The 10,542-nt window shown below is 69.2% G+C and carries 12 protein-coding genes; 6 read left to right on the top strand and 6 right to left on the bottom strand.

Annotated elements, in window-relative coordinates; all coding sequences use genetic code 11:
• Positions 1 to 296: 296 nt before the first annotated feature.
• From FV233_RS25980 to FV233_RS25970, 3 genes are all read left to right on the top strand, one after another.
• Entirely contained in the window at positions 297 to 929 is a 633-nt protein-coding gene (locus FV233_RS25980) for a TetR/AcrR family transcriptional regulator C-terminal domain-containing protein (RefSeq protein WP_147854887.1), read from the top strand.
• A 36-nt stretch (positions 930 to 965) separates the two neighbouring features.
• Positions 966 to 1,985, top strand: a complete 1,020-nt coding sequence (gene ilvC / locus FV233_RS25975) for a ketol-acid reductoisomerase (RefSeq protein WP_147854888.1) — start codon at positions 966 to 968, stop codon at positions 1,983 to 1,985.
• A 168-nt stretch (positions 1,986 to 2,153) separates the two neighbouring features.
• Positions 2,154 to 2,807, top strand: a complete 654-nt coding sequence (locus tag FV233_RS25970; protein WP_147854889.1) for a pyridoxamine 5'-phosphate oxidase family protein — start codon at positions 2,154 to 2,156, stop codon at positions 2,805 to 2,807.
• A 165-nt stretch (positions 2,808 to 2,972) separates the two neighbouring features.
• On the opposite strand, the gene tam is transcribed toward FV233_RS25970, so the two are convergent.
• The 4 genes from tam to FV233_RS25950 all read right to left on the bottom strand — a co-directional run bounded on the left by tam (position 2,973) and on the right by FV233_RS25950 (position 6,395).
• On the bottom strand, positions 2,973 to 3,755 hold the full coding sequence (gene tam, locus FV233_RS25965) for a trans-aconitate 2-methyltransferase (protein WP_147899235.1): 783 nt from the start codon (positions 3,753 to 3,755) through the stop codon (positions 2,973 to 2,975).
• 22 nt (positions 3,756 to 3,777) lie between these two features.
• Positions 3,778 to 4,479 carry a haloacid dehalogenase type II gene (locus tag FV233_RS25960; protein ID WP_147854891.1) on the bottom strand — a complete coding sequence of 234 codons (702 nt, stop codon included), beginning with the start codon at positions 4,477 to 4,479 and terminating at the stop codon, positions 3,778 to 3,780.
• Positions 4,476 to 5,540: a tryptophan--tRNA ligase gene (gene trpS, locus FV233_RS25955; protein ID WP_147854892.1), complete on the bottom strand. Its 1,065-nt coding sequence runs from the start codon at positions 5,538 to 5,540 to the stop codon at positions 4,476 to 4,478. Before trpS ends, FV233_RS25960 begins: the two co-directional genes overlap by 4 nt.
• A 93-nt stretch (positions 5,541 to 5,633) precedes the next feature.
• Positions 5,634 to 6,395, bottom strand: coding sequence for a Fe-S cluster assembly protein HesB (locus FV233_RS25950; protein WP_147854893.1), 762 nt, complete (start codon positions 6,393 to 6,395; stop codon positions 5,634 to 5,636).
• On the opposite strand from FV233_RS25950, the gene FV233_RS25945 reads away from it, so the two are divergent.
• Positions 6,394 to 6,585: a hypothetical protein gene (locus FV233_RS25945; protein WP_147854894.1), complete on the top strand. Its 192-nt coding sequence runs from the start codon at positions 6,394 to 6,396 to the stop codon at positions 6,583 to 6,585. The two genes, FV233_RS25950 and FV233_RS25945, sit on opposite strands and share 2 nt — an antisense overlap.
• Before the next feature lie 122 nt (positions 6,586 to 6,707).
• Here the strand turns inward: FV233_RS25945 and FV233_RS25940 are convergent, their stop codons facing one another.
• Positions 6,708 to 7,448 carry a GyrI-like domain-containing protein gene (locus FV233_RS25940; RefSeq protein ID WP_147899234.1) on the bottom strand — a complete coding sequence of 247 codons (741 nt, stop codon included), beginning with the start codon at positions 7,446 to 7,448 and terminating at the stop codon, positions 6,708 to 6,710.
• 197 nt (positions 7,449 to 7,645) lie between these two features.
• Here FV233_RS25940 and dapF point away from each other — a divergent pair, with 197 nt between their 5' ends.
• Together dapF and mtaB are read left to right on the top strand one after the other, a co-directional pair.
• Positions 7,646 to 8,533, top strand: a complete 888-nt coding sequence (gene dapF / locus FV233_RS25935) for a diaminopimelate epimerase (protein ID WP_147899233.1) — start codon at positions 7,646 to 7,648, stop codon at positions 8,531 to 8,533.
• Positions 8,533 to 9,759 (top strand): tRNA (N(6)-L-threonylcarbamoyladenosine(37)-C(2))-methylthiotransferase MtaB, encoded by a 1,227-nt coding sequence (gene mtaB, locus FV233_RS25930; RefSeq protein ID WP_147899232.1) that lies wholly within the window; start codon positions 8,533 to 8,535, stop codon positions 9,757 to 9,759. Before dapF ends, mtaB begins: the two co-directional genes overlap by 1 nt.
• A 25-nt stretch (positions 9,760 to 9,784) precedes the next feature.
• Here mtaB and FV233_RS25925 read toward each other — a convergent pair whose 3' ends face one another.
• Positions 9,785 to 10,369, bottom strand: a complete 585-nt coding sequence (locus FV233_RS25925; RefSeq protein ID WP_147899231.1) for a hypothetical protein — start codon at positions 10,367 to 10,369, stop codon at positions 9,785 to 9,787.
• Positions 10,370 to 10,542: the final 173 nt, after the last annotated feature.

Below are 10,542 nucleotides of genomic sequence, written 5' to 3'. Positions count from 1 at the left end.
CACAGGACCAGCAACATGATCTCCGGCAGCGGGTAGACCACCTTCCAACTCTGGCGCGGGTCTTCCAACGCCGAAAAATGCTCCACCAGTGCCTTGCCTGACATCGGATGCCTCACCAGACCGAGGCCCCCTGTGAATCACGCAAAAGGCAACACCGAAATCCATTCCTTTCAAGCGATCGCCCTGCCGAGCGGCGCCGGGCCCCTTGCAGCGCCCGGCGAATCGCTCTATCGAGCGTACCGTACGGTACGGTACTGGGAACGATGCCTTCGAACCTTGCAGAGCGTCGGGAGACGATGGAGGCAGGCGCCCAGGCGCCGGAGCCGCCATCCGTGCGCCAGCAGGCGGTGCTCGACGCCGTGCTCGCCCTCATGGTCGAGGACGGGGATCAGCTCACCATGGATGCCGTGGCCCGCCGGGCGAGTTGCTCCAAGGAGACGCTATACAAGTGGTTCGGCGACCGCGACGGCCTGCTGACCGCCACCGTGCGGTGGCAGGCATCCCGGGTCCATGCCGGCCGCGAGGCCGTCCAGGCGCTGGACGGCACCAGCCTGCGGGAGCATCTTCAGGACTTCGCGGTCTCCTGGCTGACGGTGATCGCGAGCCGCACCTCGGTGGCGCTGAACCGGATCGCCGTCGCCCATGCCGGCTCGCGCAAGAGCAACCTCGGCGGCATCGTGCTGGCAAACGGCCGCTTCGCCATCGGAGAGCGGGTGAAGCCGGTGCTGGAGGCCGGGCGCGCGGCGGGGCTGCTCGCCTTCGCCGACAGCGAGGCGGCGTTCCGGACCTTCTTCGGCCTCGTCGGCCGGGATATCCAGATCCGATTACTGCTCGGCGAGGCGCTCGACCTCGACGCGGATGAGATCCGGCGCGATGCGGAGCGCGCCGTGGACCAGTTCCTGGCCCTGTACGGCCAGGCCAATGCCTAACCCCACCCGAAACCATCACCTGAAGAGGAAACCGACATGCGGGTTTATTACGATCGCGACGCCGACCTGAACCTGATCAAGGGCAAGAAGGTCGCCATCGTCGGCTACGGCAGCCAGGGCCACGCCCACGCGCTCAACCTGCGCGATTCCGGCGTGAAGGACATCGTCATCGCGCTGCGCGAGGGCTCCGCCACGGCCAAGAAGGCCGAGCACGAGGGCTTCAAGGTCCTGTCGGTGGCCGAGGCCGCCAAGTGGGCCGACGTCGTGATGATGCTCACCCCCGACGAGTTGCAGGGCGACATCTACCGTGAGTCCCTCGAAGGCAACATGAAGCAGGGCGCCGCCCTCCTGTTCGCCCACGGCCTCAACGTCCACTTCAACCTGATCGAGCCGCGCAAGGACCTCGACGTCCTGATGGTCGCCCCGAAGGGCCCCGGCCACACCGTGCGCTCCGAGTACCTGCGCGGCGGCGGCGTGCCGACCTTGATCGCCATCGCCCAGGACGCCTCCGGCAACGCCCACGATCTTGGCCTGTCCTACGCCTCGGCCAACGGCGGCGGCCGCGCCGGCATCATCGAGACCACCTTCAAGGAAGAGTGCGAGACCGACCTGTTCGGCGAGCAGGCCGTGCTCTGCGGCGGCCTCGTCGAGCTGATCAAGGCCGGCTTCGAGACCCTGGTCGAGGCGGGCTACGCCCCCGAGATGGCCTATTTCGAGTGCCTGCACGAAGTGAAGCTGATCGTCGACCTCATCTACGAGGGCGGCATCGCCAACATGAACTACTCGATCTCCAACACGGCCGAGTACGGCGAGTACGTCACCGGCCCGCGCATCGTCACGCCCGAGACCAAGGCCGAGATGAAGCGCGTGCTCAACGACATCCAGTCGGGGACCTTCACCCGCAACTGGATGCTGGAGAACAAGGTCAACCAGACCTCGTTCAAGGCGACCCGCGCCAAGCTCGCCACCCACCCGATCGAGGAGGTCGGCACCAAGCTCCGCGCCATGATGCCGTGGATCTCCGAGAAGGCGCTGGTCGACAAGACCCGCAATTGATTTGGGATTTGGCGGCCGGGCTTTGCTCGGCCGCACCTCGGGGGCCGGTCACGCGAAAGCGAGGCCGGCCGTTTCCATTGACGGTTGCCGAACGCGGCCCTTCCCGACAATAACCGCCTCAGCGGTCCCGCCTGCATGAGGACCCGACAGGGTTGGAGAGGACACGCCATGGCATCGCTCTATTCGGACGTGCACCGGGCGCTACAGACCGAGTTCGGCACCACCAAGCTCGCCGTGCGGCTGGACGAGGATTGGGTCCACGAGAGCATCCAGCCGGACGAGGGCGCCTTCATCGCCTCCCGGGACATGTTCTTCCTGTCCACGGTGGATCCCGACGGGATGCCGACCGTCTCCTACAAGGGCGGGCCCCGGGGCCTGGTGAAGGTGCTCGACGAGAACACGCTCGCGTTTCCTGGCTTCGACGGCAACGGCATGTTCTACTCGATGGGCAACATCGAGGGTCAGGCCAAGGTCGGCCTGCTGTTCATCGACTTCGAGACGCCGCACCGGATCCGGGTTCAGGGCCACGCGACGCTGCTGCGCGACGACGCCCTGATGGCCGAGTACACGGAGGCCAAGTACCTGGTGAAGGTCGCGGTGAAGAAGATCTGGGTCAACTGCCCGCGCTACATCCACAAGTATCAAAAGCTCGAGCAGAACAAATACGTCCCGACTCCCGGCCGCGAGACCCCGCTTGCCGCGTGGAAGCGCCTCGACCTCGCCGGCGACGTGATCAGCGATGCGGACAAGGCTCGCGTTGCCCAGGAGGGCAAGTTGGAGGTCGCCGAGTACGAGGCGCTGGTCGCCCGCGGCGAGGCCTGAACGAACACCCCGCGCACGGCTCACCGTCATTGCAAGCGCGAGCGAAGCGACCCAGGGCAACGCACGATCCCCGGAAGGTGTATTGCTGGGCAATGCGCGCAATGACGGTGCGGGACGATGCTATGGCGCGCGCGATGTCAGCCGTGCCCGCCGAAGCCGGAGCCGCTACCCGCCTTTGCGGGCCACGATGAACACCCGTGGAAACGCCAGCAGGCGCAGCCCGTCGCTGCGGCGCGGGTAGCCGGTGTCGATGGCGGTCTCGTAGGCGGCCAGGAACCCGGCTGCCTGGTCCGGATCCAGCGGATCGAGGAACGGCCGCAGCCCTGTGGCGCGGACCCAATCCACGATGGCGGCGGCATCCGCCATCGGGTGGTGATAGGCGGTGCGCCAGACATCCACGTCGGCCGCCAGCGGCGCCAGCAGGTCGTAATAGCCGGCCGGGTCCAGCATCCGGCCGAGGCGCCCGGCCACAGCCGGGTCGCCGATCGCCGCAGCCCAGGGGCCGGCGGAGGCGGTCTCGCGCATCAGGCGGTGTGACGGCTCGGCGAGGTTGTCGGGCATCTGCACCGCCAGCACGCCGCCGGGCCCCAGAAGGCCGAACAGCCGGGGCAGGAGCGCCGGATGGTCGGGCAGCCATTGCAGCACCGCGTTCGCGTAGATCAGGTCCGGTGCACGCTCCGGTGCCCAGGTCTCGGCGTCGGCAAGCGCGAAGGCGAGGCCGGGCAGGCGGACCCTTGCGCTCTCCAGCATCGCCGGAGAGGTGTCGAGCCCGACGACCTCCGCATCGGGGAAGCGTTCCGCGATCAACGCGGTGGAATTGCCGGGGCCGCAGCCGAGATCGTAGGCGAGGCGCGGCCTGTCGAGGGGCACCCGGGCCAGCAACTCGGCCGCCGGGCGGGTGCGCTCGTCCTCGAAGCGGGTGTAGAGGGCGGGGTTCCAATCGGCCATCGTGTCCCCCTTTGCTCCATCGTCAGCAGCCGAGTTGATCGGCCAGGTCTGCGAGGTCCCGGGCCGCGTAGGTGACCGGGACCGTGGGCGCTGTCTCGCCGCCGGCCGGTCCGTGCTCGTGGGGCCGGGCGATGTGGGTGGTGGACAGGCCGTGGCTTGCCGCCGCCGCGAGATCGTTCGAATGGGCCGCGACCATCAAGGTCTCGCCCGGCGTGAAGCCGAAGGCCGCCACCGCGTCGCGGTACAGCGCGGGCCTGGGCTTGTAGTCGCGGGAGTAGCCGGCCCCCAGGATCGCGTCGAAAAGCAGCCCGTTGCGCCGGGCGAGGTCGGCCATGAGCCGGACATGGCCGTTGGAGTTGGGCGCCAGGAGGTGACGCTCCCGCAGGCGGCCCATCGCGTCCGGCACCTCGGGCCAGGCATCGAGCCGGTGCCAGGCCTGGACCAGCTCCCGCCGTACGTCGTCCGGCACGCCCGCGATGCCGAACTGCGCCAGCACGCCGGGGAGCGATTCCGCCTGCAGGGTGTCGAGATCGACGTAAGCGCGCGCGCCGGAGCGCACGGTCTCCATCGACGGGCCGTAACATCCGCGCCAGGCATCGGCGAAGGCGCCGGCATCGAGCGCCGGCGCGTGAGCACCGAGCAGGCGCCCGGCCTCCCGGGCCACCCCGGAGCGCCAGTCGACGAGCGTCCCGAAGACGTCGAAGACGAGCGCCCGGATCGTCACCGCACCGCCTGGAGGTTCGGGCTCCGGCGCACGAAGCCGACGATGTCCTTGACCGCGTCCAGCGTCTGCGCCGCGATCGTCTCGGCCCGCCCGGCACCGTCGGCCAGCACGGCGTCGATATGGCCGGGATCGGCGGTCAGCCGGCGCATCTCCCCGGCGATCGGCGCGAGGTTCGTCACCGCGAGGTCGGCAAGGGCCGGCTTGAAGGTCGAGAACTGCGCGCCCCCGAAATCGTGCAGCACCGCCTCGCGGGTGATGCCGGCGAGCGCCGCGTATATCCCCACGAGGTTGTCCGCCTCCGGGCGCTCCTTGAGCCCCGCGATCTCGGAGGGCAGCGGATCGGAATCCGTCTTCGCCCGGCGGATCTTCTGGGCGATGGTGTCGGCCTCGTCGGTGAGGTTGATCCGCGCGTTGTCGGACGGGTCCGACTTCGACATTTTCTTGGACCCGTCCCGCAGCGACATCACCCGCGCGGCCGGACCCCCGATCAGCGGTTCGGTGATCGGGAAGAACGCCTCGCCATGGCCGTGCGCCGCGATCGACTTCGAGAAGTCGGTGTTGAACTTCTGGGCGATGTCCCGGGTCAGCTCCAGGTGCTGCTTCTGATCCTCGCCCACGGGCACGTGGGTGGCGCGGTAGGCCAGGATGTCGGCCGCCATCAGCACCGGGTAATCGTACAGCCCGATCGAGGCGTTCTCCCGGTCCTTGCCGGCCTTCTCCTTGAATTGGGTCATGCGGTTCAGCCAGCCCAGCCGCGCGACGCAGTTGAAAACCCAGGCGAGCTCGGCATGCTGGGGCACCTGGCTCTGGTTGAACACGATCGCGCGCTTGGGGTCGATGCCGGCGGCCAGGAACGCGGCCGTGACCTCGCGGATCTGGCCGCGAAGCGCCTCGGGGTCCTGCCAGACGGTGATCGCGTGCATGTCGACCACACAGTACAGGCACTGCGCGTCGCGCTCCTGCATCTCCACGAAGCGTTTCACCGCCCCGAGGTAGTTCCCGAGATGCAGGTTGCCTGTGGGCTGGACGCCCGAGAAGACCAATTCGGTGAACGCGGCCATCGGCGCCGATCCTGAGCAGTACATAGCCGGGGCTCTGCGCCTGCCGGGCGCGGGGTTACTCGCACCCGCGGCCGGGACCGGTCAAGGATGCGCTCACGGCTCCCGGGCCGCCAGAGCCGCGCTCGGGCACAGATCGACCAGGACGCAGCGCCCGCAGGCCGGGCGGCGATGATGGCAGACCTGTTGGCCGTGCAGCATCAGGATCTCGTGATTGTCGTAGAGGTCCTGCGCGCTCCAGTCGGCGGGCAGTTGCGCCCGCAGGATCGGGTGCGAGGGCCCGACATCGATCCGCGGCCCGATCAGGCCGAGGCGCTGGGCGACGCGGTGGTGGTGGCTGTCCACCGGCAGGGCCGGCATCCGCAGGGTCGAGAAGGACAGCACGGCCGCGCTGGTCTTCGGGCCGATCCCCGGGATCGCCTCCAGCCAAGCGCGCGCCGCCGCGATATCCAAGTCGGCCAGGAAACCGAGATCGAGGCTGCCGCGGCGCTCGCGCACGGCGACGAGCACGTCGCGGATCCGCGGCGCCTTCAGCTCCGGCCAGGTCACGCCGGCGATCGCGGCCTGAATCTCCGACACCTCGGCGTCGATCACCGCCTCCCAGTCCGGGAACCGGGCGCGCAGGGCCTTGAACGCCCGGCCGGATTCGGCGTTGCGGGTCCGGTGCGAGAGCAGCGACGAGATCAGCTCGCTCAGCGGATCGAGGTTGTGGAAATACGGAATCGGGCAGCCGTAGACCGGGCAGAGCCGGGCATGGACCGCGCGCGCCTTGTCGGCCACCGCCGGGTCGGCCGGCGCGGCGACGGATTTACGACGCGGCGCGGATGCGGTGGCGGTCGGGAAGAGGGAGGTCGGCATGCTCGGGGAATCCCCAAGCCGCCGCTGCTGTTCCGGGCTGCCGAATACAGCGGCGATCTGTCCCTTCGGTCAAGACGATGCGACGTTCGCGAGTGGTTACTGGATCATCGTGCCAGGGAAGGGTTTTCTGACAGATCGCGGCGTCGCCGAAGTCCATTCTTCGATCGGCGATTTTTCGATGACCGGATAAGGCGCATCGTCATTCCGGGGCGCCGCAGGCGAGCCCGGGATGACGGGGCGGCTGAGTGAGCCCCGGCGAGATCGCGGCCGCCGAACGAAACAAGACTTCTTTTCGCGACCGTGTCCGGCGGCCTACTTCACGAGCGCAAAGATATTCACGTCGAGGTTGTCGTCGGTGCCGTCCTTGAGGTCGGTGGCGTATTCCTCGACGAAGCGGTCCTGGACGACGATGTCCTTGGCGTCGAGATAGGCCGTCAGCGTCTCGTAGGTGCTATCGATCGACTCGTAGGAGCCCTTGTGCGGGAAGCGCAGGGCCTTGCCGGACGGGGTCGTGCCGAAGCGCAGGCCGTCGGCCTCCGCGGGCGCCGGGCTCGGAGAAGCGGCCACCGGGATCATCGCCTCGTACTCGAAGCCGTCGTCGTCGGTGCGGGTGAACACCGCCAGCGGCCGGCCCGCGGGGGCGATTCCGGCCTTGGCGAGATCCGCCTCGATCCGCGCGAAGGCCTGCCTCAGGTTGACGATGGCCTCCTCCCACTTGGTCTTGCCCGAGAGGATCGCGGCGGGCTTGGCCGGCAGGGTCACCTCGTCGACGTCGCCGGGCTCGCCGGGCTTCTCGATGAGGGTCGGGCGCCCCGGCGTGCCGACGGCCGCCTGGCCGGCGGGGGGCGGAGCGATCGCCTGCTGCGGCGCCGGGGCGGCGCTCTTGGTCGGGTCGGCGACCGGGTTGGGCGCCGTCGTGGTCGGCAGCGGGCTGGTCTGGGCCGGGGACGGCGCGGTGGAGGGCGGCGGCGCGGGCTGCTGCTGCGCCGTGACCGGTCCGGCGGCGAAGACCAGGGCGGTCGAGACGGCGACGAGGGAACGAAGGCGGATCACGGGGGCGCTCCGGTCGGGTCCCGGCGGATCGTCGCGTGGGCTCCCGCCGGTTAACCTAATGGCGATCCGGCCCGCCCGCGAGGGCATGGGTCACGAGAGTCGCGGGTGCGGCGCATCTGCCACGCCGCGCGCGCCCCTCGCTTAGGGCAGAGCGTTTTGCCATATAGCTGGCCGATCCCCTCAAACCCTCTGGCCGCATGAGCGCACTCGCCCATAGACGCTTTTTGAAGATGCACGGCGCCGGCAACGCGATCGTGGTGCTGGACTTGCGCGGCTCGGCGACCCAGGTCCGCCCGGAGGAGGCCCGGGCGATCGCGCAGGATCCCGGCTCGCGCTTCGACCAGCTGATGGTCCTGCACGATCCCGTGAGCGCCGGCACCGACGCGTTCATGCGGATCTACAACACCGACGGCTCGGAATCCGGCGCCTGCGGCAACGGCACCCGCTGCGTCGCCTACGCGATGCTCGACGACCCGGCCATGGCCCGCCCCGCCGAGGGCGGCCGCCTGGTCCTGGAGACCGCGGCCGGGCGCGTCGGCGTGCGCCGGATCTCGGAGCGCGCCTTCACGGTCGACATGGGCCGGCCCAAGCTCGCCTGGGACGAGATCCCGCTCTCCGAGCCGTTCCCCGACACGCGGCGGATCGAATTGCAGATCGGCCCGATCGACGATCCGATCCTGCATTCGCCGGGGGTCGTGAACATGGGCAACCCGCACGCGGTGTTCTTCGTGGACCGGGATCCCGCGTCTTACGATCTGGCCCGGATCGGGCCGATGCTGGAGAACCACCCGCTGTTTCCGGAGCGGGCCAACATCTCCGTGGCGCAGGTGACCGAGCGCGAGGCGATCACCCTGCGGGTCTGGGAGCGCGGCGCCGGGCTGACGCTGGCCTGCGGCACGGCCGCCTGCGCCACCGTGGTGGCGGCCTCCCGCCTGCGCATGATCGGCCGGCAGGCCAATGTCCGTCTCCCCGGGGGCGAGCTGTTCGTGGAATGGCGCGCCGACGACCATGTCCTGATGACCGGCCCGGTCGCGCTCGTCGCCGAGGGCAATCTGGCGCCGGAGCTGTTCTCCGGCATCGCCTGATGGCCGTCGAGACCCTCACCTTCGGCTGCCGGCTCAACACGGTGGAGTCGGAGGCCCTGCGCGTCCACGCGGCGGCGGACGGGCGCGACCGGGTGGTGGTCAACACCTGCGCGGTCACCCAGGAAGCCGGCCGGCAGGCCCGCAAGGCGATCCGCCGGATCGCCCGCGAGCGGCCCGGGACCGAGATCGTGGTCACCGGCTGCGGCGCCGAGGTCGAGACCGAAGCCTACGCGGGAATGCCCGAGGTGTCGCGCCTCGTCGGCAACGCAGAGAAGCTGAGTCCTGCCGGCTGGTCGCCCGCCGGCACGGGCCCCGGCGCCGTGATGGCGGCTCGCACGGTGGCGCCGACGCGGATCGACGCGATCGCCGGCCATACGCGGGCGTTCGTGCCGGTGCAGAACGGCTGCGACCACCGCTGCACCTTCTGCATCATTCCGTTCGGCCGGGGCGCCTCGCGCTCGGTGCCGGTGGCCGACGTCATCGCCCAGGTCGAGACGATCGTGGCCCATGGCGGCCGCGAGGTCGTGCTCACCGGCGTCGACCTCACCGCCTATGGCCGCGACCTGCCTGGACCGTCGGTCTCCCTCGGGACGCTGGCGCGGGCGATCCTGCGGGCGGTGCCGGACCTGGCGCGCCTGCGCATCTCCTCGATCGACTCCGTGGAGGTGGACGACGCGCTGCTGGCGGCGATCGCCGAGGAGGAACGGCTGATGCCGCACCTGCACCTCTCGCTGCAGGCCGGCGACGACCTGATCCTCAAGCGGATGAAGCGCCGGCACAGCCGCGCCGACGCTATCCGCTTCTGCGAGACCGTCCGCGCCCTGCGCCCGGACGTGGTGTTCGGCGCCGACCTGATCGCGGGCTTTCCCACCGAGACCGAGGACCAGTTCACCCGATCCCTCGACCTCGTGGCCGAATGCGGGCTCACGTACCTGCACGTCTTCCCGTACTCAGCCCGCCCCGGGACGCCCGCCGCCCGCATGCCCCCGGTGGCGGCCGAGACGATCCGCGATCGGGCAGCCCGCCTGCGCGAAGCCGGTGCCGACGCGTTGCGCCGACACCTCGACGGCCAGGTGGGACGCACCCTCACGGTCCTGGCCGAGCGCGGCGGCACCGGCCGAAGCGCGGATTTCACCGCCGTTCGGCTGGCCGGGGCGGCCGACGCTGGGACGTTCCACGCTGTCACGATCGCGGGGCATGACGGGGCGCGGTTAATCGCCGGATAGATGCCCTTGTTGCGAGAGCTTCGCCTCAATCGCGGTGTTGCATCGTTGGCTGCCTCTCAGAGGCTGTCGCGGTCCCATCGAGGCCGCCGGGCGTGGCAGGCGTCTTCCAGGGCACGTACCCGACGAAGTTGATGTCAAACGACACCCGCGGCTTCGGCCAGAGCACGAGTCGCAGCGGCCTTGAGACCGCCCGCGTCAGAACACGTGGACGTTTGGAGAGACGGTCGTAGAGCAGTATTACCGACCGGTCCTGTTTCGTCCCGGTCGCGAGATCGATATTCGTGTCGGCCCACATCAGCTCGACCTGGAGTTTACCTGGCCGATGCAAGATCTTGTAGCCGCCGACGCGTATAACGTCCGGGAGCAGGCCGATCTCCTTCACTCGAGGCTTGCCGGCGTCGATACGCACGTTGCCCAGGCCGGAGGCAAAGCCCTCGACGCCCTTGTCCGGTGTATGATCCTCGTAGCGGAAAGAGATCTCGTTGCGTTTCCGAGAGAGCGGCACCTTCTCGATTAGCAACCCGGCGTCGCCGGGATCGAATGCGGCGCCATCGGCCAATAGGCGCTCGATCGCGGCGTTGATCTCGAACCGCTCGTTGATTGTCAGCATGCGGACGCCGCCTTCCCGATTTCCGATGACCGCGTCGGCGGTCGATACATGGCTCATACGATCACGATGCAGAACGGGAGTGAGATAACCATAGGATTGGACAGGCGGGGCGGCCCATCGTCTACACACATCAGCACAGATTTCTGCTTCGTGAAATAAATTATTATGCTACG

Origin of the sequence: Methylobacterium sp. WL7 (genome assembly GCF_008040085.1) — a bacterium.
Taxonomy (GTDB): Bacteria; Pseudomonadota; Alphaproteobacteria; order Rhizobiales; family Beijerinckiaceae; genus Methylobacterium; species Methylobacterium mesophilicum.
The sequence above is the reverse complement of the archived record's forward strand: the minus strand, read 5'-3'. Positions and strand labels throughout refer to the sequence as shown.